The sequence below is a fragment of the Pseudomonas sp. SED1 genome (assembly GCF_034044025.1).
GTDB lineage: Bacteria > Pseudomonadota > Gammaproteobacteria > Pseudomonadales > Pseudomonadaceae > Aquipseudomonas.
Map to the genome: position 1 here is coordinate 1 of NZ_JAXCIS010000200.1, position 20,728 is coordinate 20,728.

Consider the following 20,728-nt stretch of genomic DNA (forward strand, 5'->3'; position numbering starts at 1 on the left):
TGCATGGAATTACATCGTGTGATTGGCGAATCCCAGGCACAAAAAAGCCCCGCTTTTAAGGGCGGGGCTTTTCGACTAAATCAGTACAAGTTAGATAACTTGAACTTCTTCAGCTTGCATGCCTTTCTGACCGCGGGTAGCGATGAAAGAGACCTGTTGGCCTTCTTTCAGGCTTTTGAAGCCGTCGGATTGGATAGCTTTGAAGTGAACGAACAGGTCGTCACCGGATTGTGGAGTGATGAAGCCGAAGCCTTTTTCATCGTTGAACCACTTAACGGTACCAGTTTGGCGATTAGACATGGTGTATCTCCTTGGACAAAGTTAACTGCGACTCAGGAAAAGCCCTGGCCGAGACTGAGTGCAAAGAGCAGGAAAAATTCTTGGAGATGGTTGGATCGAAATTCAACATATCGTGTAGAGATTCTCAGTGACACAAGCAGCACAGTGGCGCCACCTTAACCCTTTTTCAGGAACGTGCCAATGGTATTTCCGAAGGTTTCTCTATTTTCGTGACTGGCGGCAGCCTGATACCGCACCAATACCCCGCAATTGAAGGTGCGTCCCGCCCAGCAGGGACGGCGCGGCAGCAAGAAAAACAGCCGGCCCTTTGAACCACGGAGCCAGCCCCGGTAAGATGCCCAACAGAATTTTTTCACCTCGCTATTCAGGACACCCGCCATGAGCATCAAATCGGACAAGTGGATTCGCCGCATGGCGCAAGAGCACGGCATGATCGAGCCCTTCGTGGAGCGCCAGATGCGTGGCGAAGGTGCTGAGCGGCTGATTTCGTTCGGGGTTTCCAGCTACGGCTACGATGTACGCTGCGCCGATGAGTTCAAGGTGTTCACCAACATCAACTCGGCGACCGTCGATCCAAAAAACTTCGACGAAAAAAGCTTCGTCGACGTCAAGAGCGACGTCTGCATCATCCCGCCAAACTCCTTTGCCCTGGCGCGCACTGTCGAGTTCTTCCGTATCCCGCGTAACGTCCTGACTATCTGCCTGGGCAAAAGCACCTACGCGCGTTGCGGCATCATCGTCAACGTGACGCCGCTGGAGCCGGAATGGGAAGGGCACGTTACCCTGGAGTTCTCCAACACCACCACTTTGCCGGCAAAAATCTATGCCAATGAAGGGGTGGCACAGATGCTGTTCTTTGAATCCGACGAAGAGTGCGAAGTGTCCTATAAGGACCGTGGCGGCAAGTATCAGGGCCAGCGCGGCGTCACTCTCCCACGCACCTGATCGAATCGTCTTACAGGCTTAGGGAATTTGTAAGCGGGCATGCACTCTATTGAGTGTACTGCCCCGACGCGTGCACAACGCGCCGGGCCACGCTTGAGGAGTCCCCTATGAAGCTCGATCCGCGAATCAGCGCAGAACTCGCCCGGCTTGAACCCAACCAGATTGGTGTCATGGCCTGGTCTTTGATGGCCGATCCCGCCGCAGGCGGCATTCCAGGCCAGCCCGGCCCGGATGATCCCTGGCCCAACCAGCCTGAAGAGCCTGGTGAACCCACTCTCCCTGACGAACCGCCTCCCGCCCCTGTGGCCTGATTTCCCGCATTTGTCGCCAATGGTCAGTTGCTCAGCGCACTGGCCATACTTCATGGTCTCCGATCACAAAGATCCGGCTCTCTTCATCCTGCGTCACTGGATACCCACCGGTAAACGCGCCGAAGGCAGGTAACAGGCTGACTTGAGTGCCGAGGCGAAAGCACGGCAGGCGCAAGCTTTGCCGGCCTTTGCCCCGCAGGCGATACACTGGATGCACGTGCCCCGCTAAAACATGGTGGCTGGCATGGGCGTCGGGCTCGTGCTGCAACGCAAACGGGCCCATCAGCAGGGGTTCGGTCACCACCTCAATGTTCAGATCAACCGGTGGGTCGCCAGCGCGCTTGTCGTGGTTGCCGCGAATCAGTGTGAGCGCTAGAGCTGGATGGCGCTCGCGCCAGGCTCTCAGAGCGTTCAGGGTGCCGCTGGCGTGGGAGCCGGGCCCGTGGAGAAAGTCGCCGAGAAAGATCACCTGCGAGCATGGGAAGGCCGCCAGCAGCCGGTCCAGGCGCTGAAGGTTGTCCGTCGTCGTGCCCTGGGGCACCGGCTGGCCCAGGCTGCGATAGGCCGACGCCTTGCCAAAATGTGCATCGGCGATCAGCAGGCAGCGCTTGACTGGCCAGTACACGGCCTTGTCCGCCAGCAACCACAGCTCCTCCTTTGCCAGATGTATCGGGTAATGAGCGGGCATCAGGGCTTCCCGTTATCGGCGACTTTTTCCAGATCCTTGACCATCCGCGCAATCCGTTCCGAGAGTTTTTCCGAGCTCAGGCTTTCCCGAAAGCGCTCCACCAGCAGCGGAAAGGCCAGTGGCGTAGGTCGTTTGATTCGATGCAGGTCCAGTTTCAATTCCGACAAGTGACGCAATGTCTCTTCCAGCCGACGAATATCCAACTCTTCCCGCAGGACTTCTTCCCCGGCCTGGGTCAGTAACAGGTTGTGCGGGTCATATTGCTTGAACACTTCAAAAAACAAACCGCTGGAAGCCTGAACCTGACGCGTGCTTTTCGGCGCACCGGGATAGCCGGCAAACACCAGCCCGGCGATCCGCGCGATTTCGCGAAAGCGCCGCAGGGCCAGCTCACCGGCGTTCAGGCTCGCTATCACGTCATCCAGCAGATGATCCGCACTCAGCAACTCCTCGCTTAATAACTCAGGCCAATCCACCTCGGTCGCGCTCAGCAGTTCCAGCCCGTAGTCATTCACCGCAATCGAGAATGTCACCGCCTGCTGCCGGCTAACCCGCCAGGCCAGTAGGCTCGCCAGCCCCAGATGCACTTGGCGCCCGGCGAACGGATACAGAAACAGGTGCCAGCCTTCCCGTGACTTGAGGGCCTCGGCCAGCAAATGCTCGCGGGTCGGCAGCCCGGACCAGCGCAACTGGGTGTTCAGCAACGGTTGCACTGCCTGCATCTCCGGCCCGAGGAATTGACCGTGGGCGGCGGCATCAAAGCGCTCGACCACCGCTTGGGCCAGCTCGTTGGAAAGTGGCATGCGCCCGCCGTTCCAGCGCGGTACGGCAGCCTTTTTCGCGGTACTGCGCCGAACATAAGCGGTCATGTTTTCCACCCGCACCAACTCCAGCAGGCGCCCGGCGAACAGAAAACCATCCCCCGGTTTGAGCCGTGCAATAAAGCCTTCCTCGACACTGCCCAGAGTCTTGCCACCGCCGCCCTTGCTCCAGAATTTCAGCTGGATGCTGGCGTCGCTGACGATCGTCCCCACGCTCATGCGATGGCGCCGCGCCAGCCGTGCATCGGGCACGCGCCAGACGCCATGCTCGTCCGGCTCGACCCGGCGGTAATCCGGGTAGGCCGTCAGCGACAGACCGCCATAGCGCACAAAACCCAGGGCCCAGGCCCAATCTGCGTCGCTCAGGTCACGGTAGGCCCAGGCGCTACGAACTTCCTCCAGCAACTCATCAGGCACAAAGCCGCCGCCCAGCGCCATGCTCACCAGATGCTGCACCAGCACATCCAATGGCTTGTGGGGCGACTGCCGGGCCTCGATACGCCGTTCAGCGATGGCGTCTTGTGCGGCAGCGGCTTCCACCAGCTCCAGGCTGTGGGTCGGCACCAGCGTGACCCGCGACGGCCTGCCCGGCGCATGGCCGGAACGCCCGGCGCGCTGCATCAGACGCGCCACGCCCTTGGCCGAGCCAATCTGCAGTACCCGTTCCACCGGCAGGAAATCCACCCCCAAGTCGAGGCTCGACGTACACACCACGGCCTTCAGTTGCCCCTCCTTCAGGGCGCGTTCCACCCAATCCCGGGTTTCCCGGGACAGCGAGCCGTGGTGCAAGGCAATCAACCCGGCCCAGTCGGGACGAGCATCGAGCAAGGCCTGGTACCAGATTTCCGATTGTGCCCGTGTATTGGTAAACACCAGGCAACTGCTGCTGGCATCCACCTCGGCCACCACCTGCGGGAGCATTTTCAGGCCGATATGGCCGGCCCATGGGAAACGCTCGATAACCGGGGGCAACAGGGTGTCCACCAGTAATTTCTTGGTCGTTTGACCCTGCACGTTGATCCCGCCACCCTGTGGGATCAACACCTCCAGCGCGTGGGCCTGATTACCCAGGGTTGCGGAAATGCCCCACACAATCAGCTCTGGATGCCATTGTCGCAGGCGGGCGAGGGCCAGTTGCAGTTGTACGCCGCGTTTGTTGCCGATCAGTTCGTGCCATTCATCCACGACCACCATGCGCAGCTTTGACAGGCTGGTTTGGCTGTCGGCACGGGCCAGCATCAGCGTGAGGCTTTCCGGGGTGGTGATCAGGGTGGTGGGCAGGCGGCGGCTCTGGCGGGCGCGCTCGCTGCTGCTGGTGTCGCCGGTGCGCAGGCCGACGGTCCAGTGGATGTTCAGGGGTTCCAGCGGGGCTTCAAGGGCGCGGGCGGTGTCTGCGGCCAGGGCACGCATTGGGGTGATCCACAGGACTGTCAGCGGTTCGGCTGGGGCTTTGCGTTTGCGGGGAGTGTCTTCGGTGATGGCGAAGCGGTTGAGGGCGGCGAACCACAGTGCGTAGGTTTTCCCGGCGCCGGTGCTGGCGTGGAGCAGTCCTGATTGGCCTTCCTTGACGGCCTTCCATACCTGTTTCTGAAAGGCGAATGGGTTCCAGTTTTTGGCGGTGAACCAGTCTTTGGCGAAATTGCGGGATTTGGCCATGCTAGGGGCTCTGGGGGTGTATCTCAGAGACCTGTGGGGTGGGGGAAAGGTTTAACTGCGATTGCTGCGCCGCGGGATAAAAACACGGATATGTGTACCCGGTTCAACCCGCCTTATAAAAGCGCATCAAGCCCGATAAGCCCGCATAAACAATCCCACAACCTCCTGCACATGCTCCTCGGCCGCCTCAGCGCTCAATTGCCCCCCGCACCCATACAGCAAACAAAAATTCGCCGTGCCCTTGAGCAAGCAAAAAAAGTGCTCCGCAGCGGTGAAAGGTTTGGCAATACGCAGTGCGCCACTCTGGTCGATCTTACCGAGGAGCCGCTCCATCCCCTGCAACATACGCATCGGCCCAGCCTCGAAAAAGATCTGCGACAACTTCGGATCCTGACTCCCGGAAGTCATCATCAACCGATGCAAGTTCACCGACTCCTCGCTATTGATCAACACATGAAACCCGCGAGCGATAGTGAGCAGCACCTTCTCCACCGGCATACCTTCGGGCAACTCGAAATACATCACCGGTAGCTGCTCTTCGCACTTGGCGACCACCGCCGCCGAGAACAGGGTCTCCTTGTCGGTGAAATGGCTGTACACCGTCAGCTTCGACACCCCGGCCTCCACTGCCACGGCATCCATGCTGGTACTGGCATACCCATTACTCAAAAACAGAATCTTCGCCGCATCAAGGATCGCCTGGCGTTTTGCCATGTCCTTGGGACGCCCGGGGCTATTGGTGTTTACAGGATTGTCAGACATTTTCACTTTATTACTGGACTGGTGAGTTTGGTATTAATAACATACTGGCCAGTATAATTATTCCTAGCTCCATTAGCGAAAGGTCCTTCAGCATGCGCAGCTATTTCCTGCCACTCGCGTTGCCTGCCAGCTTGTTATTCCTGTTGGCTGCCTGTGGCCATGAAGAAGCCGCACAAACTACCATCCGCCCGGCCATGGTGGTTCAGCCAGAGCCTTCGGCGCAGGCTTCTGACAGCTACCCGGGCGAAGTGCGCGCCCGTTATGAACCCGACCTGGCCTTTCGCATCGGCGGTAAAGTCAGCCGACGACTGGTGGAGGAGGGCGAGCGCGTCAAGGCCAATCAGCCCCTGGCAGAACTCGATCCCCAGGACGTACGCCTGCAACTCGAAGCCACCCGCGCCCAGGTCGCCGCCGCCGAGGCCAACCTGAGCCTGGTGCGCGCCGAGCGTGATCGTTACAAGACCCTGATGGACCGTCAGATGGTCAGCCGTTCCCAGTACGACAATTCCGAAAATCTCTACCGCTCAGGTGAAGCCCGCCTCAAGCAGATCAAGGCCGAATTCGACGTGGCCAATAACCAGGCCGGTTACGCCGTACTGCGCGCGCCCCAGGATGGCGTGGTCGCCAAGCGTGCGGTGGAAGTCGGCCAGGTGGTGTCTGCCGGCCAGACCGTGTTTACCCTGGCCACCGATGGTGAGCGGGAGGTGCTGATCAGCCTGCCGGAGCAAAGCTTCGGGCGCTTCAAGATTGGCCAGCCGGTGTCCGTGGAGTTATGGAGCCAGCCCGACCAGCGCTTCAACGGTCGCATCCGCGAACTGTCGCCCGCCGCCGACCCAAAGTCGCGAACCTTCGCTGCCCGTGTCGCGTTTACCGGCGGCAAGGTGCCTGCTGAACTGGGGCAGAGCGCTCGCGTATTCATACAGGCCGACGGCGTGATTCCTTTGGCGGTGCCACTGTCTGCCCTCAGCGCGGAGAACGGGGCGTCCTACGTCTGGGTGGTACAGCCCGACAACACCCTCAAGCGCACACCGGTGCGCATCGGTGCCTTTGGCGAGAAGACCGTGCCGGTGCTGGAAGGCTTGAGCGCAACAGACTGGGTGATCGCAGCCGGTGTGCATGTACTCCATGAGGGCCAGCAAGTGCGCCCGGTGGATCGCTCCAACCGAGTGGTAAGTCTGGCGGCCAAGGAGTAGTCCCCGATGGGTTTCAATCTTTCCGAATGGGCGTTGCGTAATCGCCAGATCGTACTGTTCCTGATGATCCTGCTGGCGGTGGTTGGCACTCTTTCCTACACCAAGCTGGGACAAAGCGAAGACCCGCCGTTTACCTTCAAGGCCATGGTCATCAAGACCAATTGGCCGGGGGCGACCGCCCAGGAGGTCTCGCGCCAGGTCACCGAGCGTATTGAAAAGAAACTGATGGAGACCGGCGACTACGAGCGCATCGTTTCCTTCTCGCGCCCCGGTGAATCCCAGGTCACCTTCATGGCCCGGGACTCGATGCATTCCGCGCAGATCCCGGACCTCTGGTACCAGGTGCGCAAGAAGATCAGCGATATTCGCCAGACCTTGCCGCCGGATATCCAGGGCCCGTTTTTCAACGATGAATTCGGCACCACTTTCGGCAATATCTACGCCCTGACCGGCGACGGCTTCGACTATGCCGTGCTCAAGGACTACGCCGACCGGATCCAGATTCAGCTGCAGCGGGTGCCGGATGTCGGCAAGGTCGAACTGTTGGGTTTGCAGGACGAGAAGATCTGGATCGAGCTGTCCAACCTCAAGCTCGCCACCCTCGGCTTGCCGCTGGCCGCCGCTCAACAGGCGCTGCAAGAGCAGAACGCAGTGTCGACCGCCGGCTTCTTTGAAACCCCGAGCGAGCGTGTGCAGCTAAGGGTTTCCGGCAACTTCAAGACCGTTAAAGAGATTCGCGACTTCCCGATCCGCGTCGGCGATCGCACGTTCCGTATCGGCGACGTGGCCGAGATTCATCGCGGCTTCAACGATCCACCGGCACCGCGCATGCGTTACATGGGCGACGATGCCATTGGCCTGGCCGTGGCCATGCGTGATGGTGGCGACATTCTGGTGTTGGGCAAGGCCCTGGAAAGCGAATTCGCACGCTTGCAGAAGAACCTTCCTGCGGGCATGGAACTGCGCAAGGTGTCGGACCAGCCGGCAGCGGTAAAAACCAGTGTCGGCGAATTCGTCCAAGTGCTGGCGGAAGCCCTGGCGATTGTGTTGTTGGTGAGCTTCTTCTCCTTGGGGGTGCGCACCGGCATGGTGGTCGCCCTGGCGATTCCGCTGGTGTTGGCCATGACCTTTGCCACCATGTATTACCTCGGCATCGGCCTGCACAAAATCTCCCTCGGCGCGTTGGTGCTCGCACTGGGTTTGCTGGTGGACGACGCGATCATCGCCGTGGAAATGATGGCGATCAAAATGGAGCAAGGGTACGACCGCCTTAAGGCCGCGAGTTTCGCCTGGACCAGTACCGCCTTCCCGATGCTCACCGGGACGCTGATCACCGCGGCGGGTTTCCTGCCGATTGCCACCGCACAGTCGAGCACCGGTGAATACACCCGTTCGATCTTCCAGGTAGTGACCATCGCACTGCTGGCTTCGTGGGTCGCCGCCGTGGTGTTCGTGCCATATCTGGGGGAAAAACTCCTGCCGGACCTGGCGAAGATTCATGCGGCCAAGCATGGCACCGACGGGCCGGATCCCTACGGCACGCCGTTCTATCAGCGCGTAAGGCGCCTGGTGGAGTGGTGCGTGCGTCGCCGCAAGACGGTGATCGTCCTGACCTTGCTGTTGTTTATCGGCTCGGTGGTGCTGTTTCGCTTTGTGCCCCAGCAGTTCTTCCCGGCTTCCGGGCGACTGGAGTTGATGGTCGACCTGAAACTGGCTGAAGGCGCTTCGCTGAGCAATACGGCTGACCAGGTCAAACGCCTTGAAGCGTTGCTCAAGGAACATGCAGGTATAGAAAATTACGTGGCCTATGTCGGTACAGGTTCGCCACGTTTCTACCTGCCGCTGGACCAGCAACTGCCGGCCGCCAGCTTCGCCCAATTTGTGGTATTGGCCAAAACCATCGAGGAGCGCGAAAGCCTGCGCACCTGGCTGATCGAGACCCTCAACGAACAGTTCCCGGACCTGCGCTCGCGGGTCACGCGTCTTGAAAACGGCCCACCCGTTGGTTACCCCGTACAGTTTCGGGTGACGGGCGAGCACATCGAAGAAGTCCGGGCCCTGGCGCGGAAAGTGGCGGCCAAGGTTCGCGAAAATACCCACGTGGTCAACGTCCACCTGGACTGGGAAGAACCGAGCAAGATCGTCTACCTCAACGTCGACCAGGACCGCGCCCGCGCCCTCGGCGTGAGCACCGCCAACCTGTCGAAATTCCTCCAGAGTTCCCTTACAGGTTCCAGCGTCAGCCAGTACCGCGAAGATAACGAGTTGATCGAAATCCTGCTGCGCGGCACCGTTCACGAGCGTACTGAACTGTCGCTGCTGCCAAGCCTGGCGGTGCCGACCGACAACGGCAAGAGCGTTGCGCTGTCGCAGATCGCGACCCTGGAATACGGCTTTGAGGAAGGCATCATCTGGCACCGCAACCGTCTGCCGACGGTGACCATCCGCGCCGATATCTACGGCAAGGAGCAACCGGCAACCCTGGTGCAGCAGATCCTGCCAACGCTGGAAGGCGTTCGCGCCGAACTGCCGGACGGTTACCTGCTGGAAGTTGGCGGCACGGTGGAGGATTCCGCCCGTGGGCAGAACTCGGTCAAGGCTGGCGTGCCGCTGTTTATCGTGGTGGTGTTGACCTTGCTGATGCTGCAACTGCGCAGCTTCTCACGCACTGCGATGGTGTTTCTCACAGCGCCGTTGGGGTTGATCGGGGTGACGCTGTTCCTGCTGGTGTTCCGCCAACCCTTTGGGTTCGTGGCGATGTTGGGGACCATCGCGCTGTCGGGGATGATCATGCGCAACTCGGTGATCCTGGTGGACCAGATTGAACAGGACATCAAGGCCGGCCTGGCTCCCTGGCAGGCAATTATCGAGGCGACGGTGCGACGCTTCCGGCCGATCGTATTGACCGCCCTGGCCGCCGTATTGGCGATGATCCCGCTGTCTCGCAGCGTGTTCTTCGGGCCAATGGCCGTGGCGATCATGGGCGGCTTGATTGTAGCGACGGCGTTGACGCTGTTGTTCCTGCCGGCCCTGTACGCGGCCTGGTTCAGGATCAGGAAGGATGTGGCGTAAGGCGGGCAGCCTTCATATTCCAACGCGGAGCAGGGAACGTTTTCGGACGTTCCTTCCACTTAGGGACTACCTGATCGCAGGTATTGATTTACCGGTTACGGCGATTGCTGCAGCCGGTAAGTGAAGACGTCTAAATGGATTGAAGGATTGCCCTATGTGTATTAGTTCCATCATGCGTATGTTTGCCCGCCCTCCTAAACCGGAGCCAGAGCCCGAGTGCTCGAAGCCAAAGCCGTGCGAGACAAAGCCGGCAGAGCCCGAATGCCCGCCACCATGGGCTTGCCCTCCGAAAACCTGTTCAACAAGTTCTGAAAACCAGACAGGAACAATTACGTTTGGGATGGTTTCGATGCAGTCGTTTTCCCCCGCAGGCAACGCATAACCACAGAAAAAGGGATCGCCCCGGGCAGAGGGGCGATCCTGTTGGCTTACAAGCTGCCAAACACTTTTTTCGCCAAACTGGTCGCCGCGGCCGCCGGGTTCTTGCGAATGGTCTCTTCCTGCTGCGCAATCATCTTGAACAGCCCGTCCAGCGCCTGCTCGGTCACGTAGCTTTCGACGTTGGCACTCTTGGCATCAATCGCGCCAAAGGTCGCCGCCTTGCCCGCTAGGGCGTTGTACTGCTGGGCCACGCCGACCTTGTCGGTGGCCGCTTTAACGATCGGCAGGAACTTGGCCCGGATCTCGTCACGGCTGCTTTTGTTCAGGTACTGGGTGGCGGAGTCCTGGCCACCGCTGAGGATGCCCTTGGCATCGGTCACGCTCATGTTCTTCACTGCGTTTACCAGGATCGGCTGAGCCTGGGTCACGGCAGATTCGGCCGCCTTGTTCATGCTGGCTTCCAGTTGGTTGACCTGGTCACCCATGCCAAACATCTTCAACTTGTCGGCGACTTTGCCCAGCTTGCCCGGCAGGCCGATTTTCACTTCGGGGTTGTTGCTGAAACCGCCGGGCACGCCCAGTTGTTTGACGGCAATCTGCGCGCCTTGGGTCAGTGCATCCTTGAGGCCGCCGGCAGCGTCCCCTTGGGACAGGCTGCCGAGGGACAAGGCCATGGCGTTGGCGCCGAGCAGCAGGCCGGCGCACAGGGCAGTGAGGCGAAGGGAGTTACGGAGCATGGGCGCTTCCTTATGTTCGATTTTTTAATCAGTGTGCAACCGCATCCACGCGTACGCGCAGCGGTTGTGGATCCTGGCCGTTCAACTGCACGGAGTGCCGTTCGGTGGTAATGAACAGTAGCTTGCCATCCAGTTCGATGCGAGCGCTGACCGAGTAGCTGTGGCCAGGCTTGACCTGGGCGGGGTCGTAGCTCAGGTGGAAGGGCAGCGGCACCTGGCCTTTCACCGGGCCTTTCTGCTCGGCCAGGGTCACGGCCGGGGCGTCCATCAAGGACACGTCTTGCAGGGTCACACTCAAGGTGGCGGCGGGCGGCAGTGCGATGCGTTGCAGGTAGAACACTTCGCCGTCGAGGCTGGCTTTGGTGGGCGTGGGGCTCATGGTCTGGCAGGCTCCCAGCAGGGCGGTCAGGCCCAGGAGGATGATTTTTTTCATGGTACAGCTCCTTGTCAGCGGCGCCAGAAACACCCTGGCGCCTCGGTCACTCTAGTGTGTTTCTTCGGGTACGACGGGCTTGTCCGCTGCGTCTTCACTGCGATGCAGGGCCACCTGGCGAATTGACAGGCGAATATCCGCCGGCAACACGCGCTTGGCCGCGCCTTCGGCCAGTTCACCCAGCAGCGGGTGATAGCTCAGCTTGCCGGCCTCGTCGCGGCGCAGTACATCTTGCTCCAGCAACGTCTGGATGAAATGTCGGAAAAGGCTCTTGTCGAAGAACTCCGGGGCATTCAGCCCGTGAAGGATCGACAGGCGCTGGGCCATGACGGTGCACAGGTCTTCCAGCTCTTCGGCGCTGATGCTGTTCTGGCCGCTGTTGAGCAGCAGCGAGATAGCCATGTAGAAGCGTTGCAAGGTCTGGGCGATGCTTTTGGACAGCAGCGTCAGCAGTACAAAGTGCCGCGAACTCGGGGCCGGGCGCAGGTACACCTCGTTCTCGAAGCGCAGCAGGCCTTGTTCGACGAAGGCTTCCAGCCATTGGTCGACCACCGCGTCCAGCTCGTCCAGGGTCCAACGGATAAACAACTCCGATTGCAGATACGGGTAGAGCGCGCGGGTGTAGCGCAGGATCTGTTCGCGGCTCATGCGCGAGCTGCTCTGGAAGAAACTCGCCAGCAGCGCCGGCAGGGCGAAGATGTGCAGCACGTTGTTGCGGTAGTACGTCATCAGGACGGCATTTTGCTCGTCCAGATAAAGGATTTTGCCCAGGGCATCGCTCTGTTCCGACAGCAGTTTCATGTCCTTTACATGCTTGATCAGCGCCAGGCCATCCCCCTCGGGCAAGGTGGTGTGGGGCGAGTAGGGCACCTTGCGCAGTAGCGCCAGATACAGATCAAGCTGGCGCGCCATGGCTTGTTCGTCCAGGGCCAGGCGGGTAGTGGACAGCAGCGCCAGCGCCACCAGGTTCACCGGGTTGATCGCCGCCGCTTCGTTCAGGTGTTGCGCCACCCGCTCGCCGAGGCGGTTGGTGGTTTCGTTGAGCCATGCCGGCTTGTAGTTCGGGCCCAGTTCCTGGGAACGCCAGTCGGGCTGCTCGCTGTCGAGGAATTCAGCCAGCTTGATCGGTTCGCCGAAGTTCACCGCGACCTGGCCAAAGCGCTGCTTGAGGGCGCCGACCACTTTGAAAATATCGAAAATCGACTCTTTCTTCTTGCTCGCACCGCGCAGTTCGCCGAGGTAAGTCCGGCCTTCCAATACGCGCTCATAGCCGATGTACACCGGCACAAACACGATGGGCATGCGCGAGGAGCGCAAGAAGCTGCGCAGGGTGATCGCCAGCATCCCGGTCTTCGGTTGCAGCATGCGCCCGGTGCGCGAGCGGCCGCCTTCGACGAAGTACTCCACCGGGAAACCCTTGGTGAACAAGGTGTGCAGGTATTCGTTGAACACCGAGGTGTACAGCGGGTTGCCCTTGAAGGTGCGGCGCATGAAAAACGCCCCGCCACGGCGCAACAGGCTGCCGATCACCGGCATGTTCAGGTTGATCCCGGCGGCGATGTGCGGCGGAGTCAGGCCATTCTTGAACAGCAGGTACGACAGCAGGAGGTAATCGATATGGCTGCGATGGCACGGCACATAGATCACCTCGTAGCCCTGGGCGACCTTTTGCACGCCCTCGACGTTGTTGACCTTGATGCCGTCGTAGATCTTGTTCCAGAACCAGCTCAGCACCACTTCCAGGAAGCGGATGGCGGTGTAGGTGTAGTCCGAGGCAATTTCGTTGCCGTAGCGCAGGGCCTGGGCCTTGGCTTTCTCGGGGGTGATGTTCTCGCGTTCGGCTTCGTCGAGGATCGCCTGGCGCACCAGCGGCATGTTGACCAGGCCTTTCACCAGGTTGCGCCGGTGGGACAGGTCGGGGCCGATCACCGCGGTTTTCAGGTTGCGAAAGTGCACCCGCAGGATGCGTTGGGCCATGCGCACGGTGCGTTCGTGGCCTTTATTGTGCTCGATCAATTCACGCAGGTTGATGGGCGCGGAGAATTGCACCCGGGTCTTGCGGCCCAGGATCAGGATGCTCAGCAGGCGGCGCAGGCGGCCGGTCACGGCCCAGCTGTCGGCGAACAGCAGCTTCCAGGGGCTGGACTCGCTGTCGGGCGACTGGCCCCAGAACACGCTGACTGGAATGATCTGTGCATTCTCTTCGGCGTGTTCGGTGAGCACATCCACCAGGCGGGTCAGGGTCGGCGGTGCGCCACGCTTGTCCTGGCGGCCGAGCCAGTCAGGGTCGGGCGTCAGGTAGAAGAAGGCTGCCGGTTCCATCAACGGGCCGACCGATACCGGCAGTACCGGGCGCGGCAGGCCGGCCTTGGTACATTCGGTATCAACCACCGCCAACTCGGTGAGGGATGGGGATTGCAGGACGTAAAACACCGGACGGCTGCGGTCGAGGTTCAGGGTAAGGGACGACTGGTTGATCGTCTCTGAGCGAACCCAGAGGTACAACAGCCGACGCAAGGTGCCAAATACCAGACGGCGAAAGGGAGAACGGGTCATACGGCTTCTGCTTTGAGTGGGAAAAACCGAGCGGATGCTCGGGGCGCTAGTGTGCAGTATTAGCCGAAAATCGGCAAAAAAGCGGCGAAGTAATCTTGAGTTGAAGCTTTTTGAGCCTGTCTTATACTCGGCAGTTCAACTGCGACGACTTAACAATAAACGTACTAATAAAAGCATGTGGGAGCAAAACAGATGGCAACGCGCGAGACCGGCAATGTGAAGTGGTTCAACGACGCCAAGGGCTACGGCTTTATACAGCGGGAAGATGGCAAGGATGTGTTTGTGCACTACCGCGCCATTCGCGGTGACGGGCACCGTTCGTTGTCTGAAGGCCAGCAGGTGGAATACGCCGTGGTGACGGGCGAGAAGGGCTTGCAGGCTGAGGATGTGGTGGGCTTGTAACCCTTCCATGATCATTCCCACGCTCTGCGTGGGAATGCTTCTTTGGACGCTCCGCGTCTGCTTTTAATCGTGATGCGGAGCGTCACAGGCTGCATTCCCACGCAGAGCGTGGGAACGATCCCTCAGGCTGTTTTCCAGGTGATCTGCTCTTCACCGTCTTCGCTGATACGAATCCAGGTATCCGCGCTTTCTTCACCTTCTTCCTCAACCCAGCTGCCCGGCGCGCAACGCACTTCGACGTTTAGCGCGGCAAAGGCCGCACGGGCGCAGGCGATGTCGTCTTCCCACGGGGTCTGGTCGCTTTCCAGGTACAGGCTGTTCCATTTTCCTACGGCTTTCGGCAGCCAGGTGACCGGCACGCTGCCGGCTGTGCACTTGTAGGTCTGGCCGCGCTGGACCCAATCGGTGCACGGGCCCAGGGCAGCACCGAGCCAGGCGGCGATGGCCTTGTAGTCGACGTCGGCGTCCTTGAGGTAAATCTCGATATCAGGTTGGCGCATGGATGTTCCTCATTGCGGGATTCTGAAAATCCATTCGCGGATTCAGCGCAGGCCCCGAGAGGCCCGCAAAATAATGGGTTATTGAAGCACGAAATAGTCGTAGCGCATCGACACGGTGACCAGCAGCGGTTCGGCGGCCTCGATCACCTGCGCTCGGCGCTCGGCACTGGCGCGCCAGCCGTGGGGTGTCATCGCCAACAGATTGGCGCGGTCCTTGGGGTCGGCCAGGCTGAGTTTGAACTCCAGGGTTTCACTGTGCTGCAGGCTCATGCCGTCCGGTACCAGCGCCAAGTGCTTGTCATCGGTGTACTCGCGCACTTCGTCGTACAAGCGCTCGCGCAGCTCCATCAGGTGGCCGCTGGTGGGGCCGACTTTCATCAAGCCGCCGCCCGGGCTGAGCAGGCGCTTGGCCTCCAGCCAGTCCAGCGGGCTGAAGACACTGGCAAGGAACTGGCAGCTGGCATCCGCCAACGGCACTCGGGCCATACTGGCGATCAACCAGGTCACCGTGGGGTTGCGCTTGCAGGCGCGCTTGACCGCTTCCTTGGAAATATCCAAGGCGTAGCCGTCAGCGCGCAGCAGGGCGTCTGCGATTTGCGCGGTGTAGTAACCCTCGCCACAGCCGATATCCAGCCAGCGCTGGGGTTTGCGTTCCGCGGCCAGTTCGGCAAGGCGCTTGGCCACCGGGGCGTAGTGCCCGGCATTGAGGAAGTCGCGGCGCGCCTCCACCATTGCCAGGTTATCCCCCGGGTCGCGGCTGTTCTTGTGCTGCACCGGCAACAGGTTCAGGTAACCCTGGCGCGCGCGGTCGAAGCGGTGCCCGACCGGGCAGGCCACGCCATTGTCCACCTCGTGTAACGGTGCGCTGCAAATGGGGCAAGCGAGCATCAGGCGAGCAACTTGATCAGGGTCTGGTAGTAGATTTCGGTCAGCACATCGAGGTCGCTGGCGAGGATGCGCTCGTTGACCTGATGGATGGTCGCGTTGACCGGGCCCAGTTCCACCACCTGAGTGCCGAGTGTCGCAATGAAGCGACCGTCGGAAGTACCGCCACTGGTGGACGCCTTGGTCTCGCGGCCGGTGACGGCCTTGATGCTGGCGGAGACGGCATCGAGCAATGCGCCCGGCTCGGTGAGGAACGGCAGGCCCGACAGCGCCCACTCCACATGCCAGTCCAGGCCATGCTTGTCGAGAATCGCCGCGACCCGCTGTTGCAGGCCTTCGACGGTGGACTCGGTGGAGAAACGGAAGTTGAACACCGCCGTCAGGTCGCCCGGGATCACGTTGGTGGCGCCGGTGCCCGAATTAAGGTTGGAAATCTGGAAGCTGGTGGGCGGGAAGAAGCTGTTGCCATCGTCCCAATGCTCGGCGGCCAGTTCGGCCAGGGCCGGAGCGGCCAGGTGGATCGGGTTCTTCGCCAGGTGCGGGTAGGCCACGTGGCCTTGCACGCCGCGCACGGTCAGGGTGGCGCCGAGGGAGCCGCGACGACCATTTTTGACCACGTCACCCACCAGGGTGGTGCTCGATGGTTCGCCGACAATGCACCAGTCCAGGCGCTCCTTGCGGGCCGCGAGGCGTTCGATCACAGCCTTGGTGCCGTGGTGCGCCGGGCCCTCTTCATCGCTGGTGATCAGGAAGGCGACGGAACCCTTGTGGTCCGGGTAGTCGGTGACGAAGCGCTCCGAGGCGACCAGCATCGCGGCCAGGCTGCCTTTCATGTCGGCCGCGCCACGGCCGCAGAGCATGCCGTTTTCGTCGATCAACGCGTCGAACGGATCGTTCTGCCAGGCCTTGACCGGACCGGTCGGCACCACGTCGGTGTGGCCGGCGAAGCACAATACCGGGCCCTCGTGTTTGCCGTGGGTGGCCCAGAAGTTATCCACATCCTCGATGCGCATCGGCTCAAGCGCAAAACCGGCGTCGCCCAGGCGCTGCATCATCAGCTTCTGGCAATCGGCATCGATCGGCGTCACCGACGGGCGACGGATCAGGTCGATAGCGAGTTGGAGGGTCGGCGAAAGGTCGGCATGGGCCGTCATGTAAAAACTCCGGAAATCGAGGCGGCGACGTTCTAATTGTAGGAGCGAGCTTGCTCGCGAAGGTCGTTAACGATAACGCGGCCTGTCTGGATGGACGCGTCGATCTCAAGTGCTTCGCGAGCAAGCTCGCTCCTACAGTCATGTGCAAGGCAAAAGGGCCGTTATCTTATAGCAAAACGGCGGCCAGAGGCCGCCGTTTAGTGCATTGCGCAGGATTTTAAGCGGCCGTCACAGGCTCTTCCTTCGGCGCCGGTTTCGGCAGCGACGACAGGAACGCCATGATCAGCGCCGCCACATACGGCAGCGACTGCACCAGCAACATCACCACCCAGAAGCGTATGTCATTGCTCGGCAGGCCCTGCACCAGGTAAATCCCCAGTGCCGCGCCCCACAACAGCAGCATGATGAACATCTCTTCCCGGGCTTCGGAAATCGCGACCCAGAAACCGTGGTTATCGGCGTTCTTCGGTGTACGAAAGAACGGAATGCTGGTGGTGAAGAAGCCGTACAGCACCGCCTTGGCGATGGTGTGGGACAACGCCAACCCGGCCAGTGCCGCGCAGAACGCATCTTTCAGGTTCACACCCACCGCACGACGGTAGAGGAAGATAATCTTGCCGACCTTGAACACGAACAACGCCAACGGCGGGATCGCGAAAATCAGCAGCGGCGGGTCAACCCGCGTCGGCACGATAATCATCGCCGCCGACCACAGCAGGGCGCCCACGGTGAAGAAGATGTTCATGCCGTCTGCCACCCACGGCAACCAGCCCGCGAGAAAGTGGTAGCGCTGGCCACGGGTCAGCTCGGTGTCCTTGCCGCGCAGGAGGCTTGCGGTGTGACGCTTGATGATCTGAATCGCTCCGTAGGCCCAGCGGAAACGCTGTTTCTTGAAGTCGATAAAGGTATCGGGCATCAGGCCCTTGCCGTAGCTGTCGTGGTAGTACGCCGCCGACAGGCCTTTCTCGAATACCCGAAGGCCCAGCTCGGCATCTTCGCAGATGCACCAGTCGGCCCAGCCCAGTTCTTCAAGCACCGAACGCCGGGTCATGGTCATTGTGCCGTGCTGGATGATCGCGTCACGGTCGTTGCGGGTGACCATGCCGATATGGAAGAAGCCTTTGTATTCCGCGTAGCAGAGCTTCTTGAAGGTGCTTTCGTTCTGGTCGCGATAATCCTGTGGCGACTGCACCACGGCGATTTTCGGATCGGCGAAGTGCGGCACCATGTGCTTGAGCCAGTTTGGCGACACGCAGTAATCGGAGTCGATCACCGCGATCACTTCGGCATCCTTGGCGGTATGCGGGATCAGGTAGTTCAGCGCGCCGCCCTTGAAACCGGCCAGGGGCGAGACGTGGAAGAACTTGAAGCGCGGGCCCAGGGTTTCGCAGTAGTCGCGCACTGGCTCCCACACGGCCGGGTCCTTGGTGTTGTTGTCGATGATCAGGACTTCGTAGTCCGGATAGTCGAGGGCGGCCAGGGCGTCGAGGGTCTGTTTGACCATCTCCGGCGGCTCGTTGTAGCACGGCACGTGGATCGAGACTTTCGGGCGGTAGTCTGAATCCCCTTCAACCGGCAGGAATTCACGCCGGCGTTTGTGGGTCCAGACCGCTTCCGCCAGTTCATGGGCCTCGGTCAGCAGAACGATGAATACGCCCAGGGCGCCGAGGGCCAGGAGGATGCCCACGGTAACGCTGAACCAGGTGCTGTATTGCTGGCTGTAGTCGTAACCGATCCACACCAGCACCGAACCGCACAGGAACGCGATGAAGGTCAGGAAGGTCCGGCCTCGCTGGCGCAGGGCCGAGCCGTCGATCATCAGTAACGTCAGGGACAGCAGCGCAAGCACCACCGAACCGATGGCCAGCACCCGCCATTGCGGGATCGCTACCACCGGCCCTTCAAAGTTGAATTTCTGCTGGCGTGCGGCGTTGAACACGCCCCAGTAGGCGCCCGCCGAGCCTTCATCGCTGACTTTCCACGGCTGGTCGAACGCCTCGATCACGAAGTAGTTGTAGCCCTGGCGATTGAGCTTGTTCACCAGTGTGCGCAGGTAAATTGCCTGGTCGGCCGGGGACGTTTCATTGCCACCACGCATGCGGCCGTTACTCGGCCAGCCAACCTCCGACAGCAGCAGCGGCTTTTTCGGGAACAATTTCTTCAGGTCCCGGGCGCGGTCGAGTACGTACTGGCCGGCCTTGTCCATCGGAATGAATTCCCAGAACGGCAGGATGTGCGCGGCGATCAGGTCGACGTGCTTGGCCAGTTGCGGGTTCTTTTCCCAGATGTGCCATTGCTCGGAAGTCGTCACCGGTACTTTCACGGCGGCGCGCACCCGGTCCAGCAGCACGATCAGCGCCTCCGGGGTGATTTCTTCACGGAACAGCGCTTCGTTACCCACCACCACCCGCACGACGCTGCGGGAGTTGTTGGCGATTTCGATGGCACGCTGGATCTCGCGCTCGTTGCGCTCGAGGTCCGGGCTGATCCAGATACCCAGGGTCACCCGCAGGCCGAACTCTTCCGCCAGCTTGGGGATATCCCCCAGGGTGCCGTCGACCGAGTAGGTACGGATGTTGTCCGTCAGCTTGCTCATGATCGCCAGGTCCTGACGCATTTGATCGTCAGTCGGATACTGGTCTTTCTGTGGGAACTGGCCTTGCTGGAACGGCGAGTAGGAAAAACCGGAGATCTGTTCAGGCCAGTTAGGGGCAGTGACCGGGCGGTTGATCAGCGCCCAGAAGCCGGTGAACAGCGCGGCAATTGCCAGCACTACCACCAGGTTGAGTCCAAATTTACGCGATGACATGGCTATTTCGGGTTCCAAAGGGTGTGGAACGAAAAGAGGTGTCGGCCTGCGCCGAACGGCGCGCATCCTACACCGGCCTTTCACTGACCGTACAGCAAGCCGAGAAAAACCGAACATTGGGCAGCGAAAGTTCACCTAAGTTCTTTACTTGTAGCTGGATGCGTCGAACTTGTCGCGGCAACGCCCTATAATGCGCGCCGGTTTTTGGGGTAATGGTCATGAGTACAGAAGATCCGCGGTTTGCCGGCGTCGCCCGCTTGTATGGCATTGAAGGCCTGGAACGCTTGAAGGCGGCCCACGTGGCCATCGTCGGCGTGGGCGGTGTGGGCTCGTGGGCGGCGGAAGCGATCGCTCGTTGCGGGGTGGGCGAAATTTCGCTGTTTGACCTGGATGATGTGTGCGTCAGCAACAGCAACCGTCAGTTGCATGCGCTGGACAGCACGGTGGGCAAGGCCAAGGTCGAGGTCATGGCTGAGCGCCTGAAGGGCATCAACCCGGACTGCACCGTGCATGCGGTGGCGGATTTTGTCACCCGCGAGACCATGGCCGAGTACATCACGCCCAATATCGATTGCGTGATCGACTGCATCGACAGCGTCAATGCCAAGGCCGCGCTGATCGCCTGGTGCAAGCGGCGCAAGATCCAGATCATCACCACTGGCGGCGCGGGTGGGCAGATTGATCCGACGCTGATTCAGGTGTGTGATTTGAACCGTACGTTCAATGACCCGCTGGCGTCGAAAGTGCGTTCCACCCTGCGCCGCGACTATGGCTTCTCACGCACCGTGACCCGCCATTACAGTGTGCCCTGCGTGTTTTCCACCGAACAACTGCGTTATCCAAAGCCGGACGGCAGCATCTGTTTGCAGAAGAGTTTTGTCGGAGATGGCGTGAAACTGGACTGCGCCGGCGGGTTTGGCGCGGTGATGATGGTCACCGCGACTTTCGGCATGGTGGCGGCGACCAAGGCGGTGGACAAGATTGTGGCCGGGGTGCGCAGGCCTGCTGACAGAGTTCAGGCAACACCGATCTCTGCACCCTGAAAAGATCAAAATGTGGGAGCGGGCTTGCTCGCGAAGGCGGTGTATCAGTCGACCTATCTGGTGACTGACACTCCGCCTTC

The 20,728-nt window shown here is 60.7% G+C and carries 17 protein-coding genes; 6 read left to right on the forward strand and 11 right to left on the reverse strand.

Translation table 11 applies throughout. The features are described from left to right. Positions 1-90: 90 nt before the first annotated feature. The gene (locus SNL23_RS25305; RefSeq protein ID WP_002554837.1) at positions 91-300 is read right to left on the reverse strand and encodes a cold-shock protein; all 210 of its coding nucleotides are present in this window, start codon (positions 298-300) and stop codon (positions 91-93) included. A gap of 378 nt (positions 301-678) precedes the next feature. Between SNL23_RS25305 and dcd the strand changes: the two genes are divergently transcribed. Together dcd and SNL23_RS25315 are read left to right on the forward strand one after the other, a co-directional pair. Continuing rightward, entirely contained in the window at positions 679-1,245 is a 567-nt protein-coding gene (gene dcd, locus SNL23_RS25310) for a dCTP deaminase (protein WP_003219273.1), read from the forward strand. A 107-nt stretch (positions 1,246-1,352) separates the two neighbouring features. After that, a complete protein-coding gene (locus SNL23_RS25315; protein ID WP_003219272.1) occupies positions 1,353-1,556 on the forward strand; it encodes a hypothetical protein in 204 nt (67 codons plus the stop codon). 31 nt (positions 1,557-1,587) lie between these two features. On the opposite strand, the gene pdeM is transcribed toward SNL23_RS25315, so the two are convergent. The 3 genes from pdeM to SNL23_RS25330 all read right to left on the reverse strand — a co-directional run bounded on the left by pdeM (position 1,588) and on the right by SNL23_RS25330 (position 5,483). Then, positions 1,588-2,244 carry a ligase-associated DNA damage response endonuclease PdeM gene (gene pdeM / locus SNL23_RS25320; RefSeq protein WP_318303972.1) on the reverse strand — a complete coding sequence of 219 codons (657 nt, stop codon included), beginning with the start codon at positions 2,242-2,244 and terminating at the stop codon, positions 1,588-1,590. Beyond that, positions 2,244-4,721: a ligase-associated DNA damage response DEXH box helicase gene (locus SNL23_RS25325; protein ID WP_318303974.1), complete on the reverse strand. Its 2,478-nt coding sequence runs from the start codon at positions 4,719-4,721 to the stop codon at positions 2,244-2,246. The genes pdeM and SNL23_RS25325 overlap by 1 nt, the downstream gene beginning before the upstream one ends. Positions 4,722-4,847: 126 nt before the next feature. After that, positions 4,848-5,483 (reverse strand): TetR/AcrR family transcriptional regulator, encoded by a 636-nt coding sequence (locus SNL23_RS25330; protein ID WP_076015808.1) that lies wholly within the window; start codon positions 5,481-5,483, stop codon positions 4,848-4,850. A 92-nt stretch (positions 5,484-5,575) separates the two neighbouring features. Between SNL23_RS25330 and SNL23_RS25335 the strand changes: the two genes are divergently transcribed. Together SNL23_RS25335 and SNL23_RS25340 are read left to right on the forward strand one after the other, a co-directional pair. Further along, positions 5,576-6,676 (forward strand): efflux RND transporter periplasmic adaptor subunit, encoded by a 1,101-nt coding sequence (locus SNL23_RS25335; RefSeq protein ID WP_076015807.1) that lies wholly within the window; start codon positions 5,576-5,578, stop codon positions 6,674-6,676. Positions 6,677-6,682: 6 nt separating this feature from the next. Continuing rightward, complete coding sequence (locus tag SNL23_RS25340) at positions 6,683-9,748, forward strand: efflux RND transporter permease subunit (protein WP_318303975.1); 3,066 nt, start codon at positions 6,683-6,685, stop codon at positions 9,746-9,748. A gap of 428 nt (positions 9,749-10,176) precedes the next feature. Here the strand turns inward: SNL23_RS25340 and SNL23_RS25345 are convergent, their stop codons facing one another. The 3 genes from SNL23_RS25345 to plsB are packed head-to-tail and all read right to left on the reverse strand — an operon-like array spanning position 10,177 to position 13,855. Then, positions 10,177-10,866: a DUF4197 domain-containing protein gene (locus SNL23_RS25345; RefSeq protein ID WP_076015805.1), complete on the reverse strand. Its 690-nt coding sequence runs from the start codon at positions 10,864-10,866 to the stop codon at positions 10,177-10,179. Positions 10,867-10,894: 28 nt separating this feature from the next. Then, on the reverse strand, positions 10,895-11,299 hold the full coding sequence (locus SNL23_RS25350) for a YbaY family lipoprotein (protein ID WP_218264330.1): 405 nt from the start codon (positions 11,297-11,299) through the stop codon (positions 10,895-10,897). 51 nt (positions 11,300-11,350) lie between these two features. Beyond that, complete coding sequence (gene plsB / locus SNL23_RS25355) at positions 11,351-13,855, reverse strand: glycerol-3-phosphate 1-O-acyltransferase PlsB (RefSeq protein WP_076015803.1); 2,505 nt, start codon at positions 13,853-13,855, stop codon at positions 11,351-11,353. 192 nt (positions 13,856-14,047) lie between these two features. Between plsB and SNL23_RS25360 the strand changes: the two genes are divergently transcribed. After that, positions 14,048-14,257 (forward strand): cold-shock protein, encoded by a 210-nt coding sequence (locus SNL23_RS25360; RefSeq protein WP_076015802.1) that lies wholly within the window; start codon positions 14,048-14,050, stop codon positions 14,255-14,257. 122 nt (positions 14,258-14,379) lie between these two features. Here SNL23_RS25360 and SNL23_RS25365 read toward each other — a convergent pair whose 3' ends face one another. The 4 genes from SNL23_RS25365 to SNL23_RS25385 all read right to left on the reverse strand — a co-directional run bounded on the left by SNL23_RS25365 (position 14,380) and on the right by SNL23_RS25385 (position 19,605). Further along, complete coding sequence (locus SNL23_RS25365; protein WP_122540682.1) at positions 14,380-14,757, reverse strand: hypothetical protein; 378 nt, start codon at positions 14,755-14,757, stop codon at positions 14,380-14,382. Between the two features lie 78 nt (positions 14,758-14,835). Then, positions 14,836-15,645, reverse strand: coding sequence for a putative RNA methyltransferase (locus tag SNL23_RS25370; protein WP_076015800.1), 810 nt, complete (start codon positions 15,643-15,645; stop codon positions 14,836-14,838). Then, the gene (gene dapE / locus SNL23_RS25375; RefSeq protein ID WP_167665520.1) at positions 15,645-16,796 is read right to left on the reverse strand and encodes a succinyl-diaminopimelate desuccinylase; all 1,152 of its coding nucleotides are present in this window, start codon (positions 16,794-16,796) and stop codon (positions 15,645-15,647) included. The genes SNL23_RS25370 and dapE overlap by 1 nt, the downstream gene beginning before the upstream one ends. Before the next feature lie 217 nt (positions 16,797-17,013). Then, complete coding sequence (locus tag SNL23_RS25385) at positions 17,014-19,605, reverse strand: glycosyltransferase (protein ID WP_076015798.1); 2,592 nt, start codon at positions 19,603-19,605, stop codon at positions 17,014-17,016. A 218-nt stretch (positions 19,606-19,823) separates the two neighbouring features. Here SNL23_RS25385 and tcdA point away from each other — a divergent pair, with 218 nt between their 5' ends. Continuing rightward, positions 19,824-20,648 (forward strand): tRNA cyclic N6-threonylcarbamoyladenosine(37) synthase TcdA, encoded by an 825-nt coding sequence (gene tcdA / locus SNL23_RS25390; protein WP_167665521.1) that lies wholly within the window; start codon positions 19,824-19,826, stop codon positions 20,646-20,648. Positions 20,649-20,728: the final 80 nt, after the last annotated feature.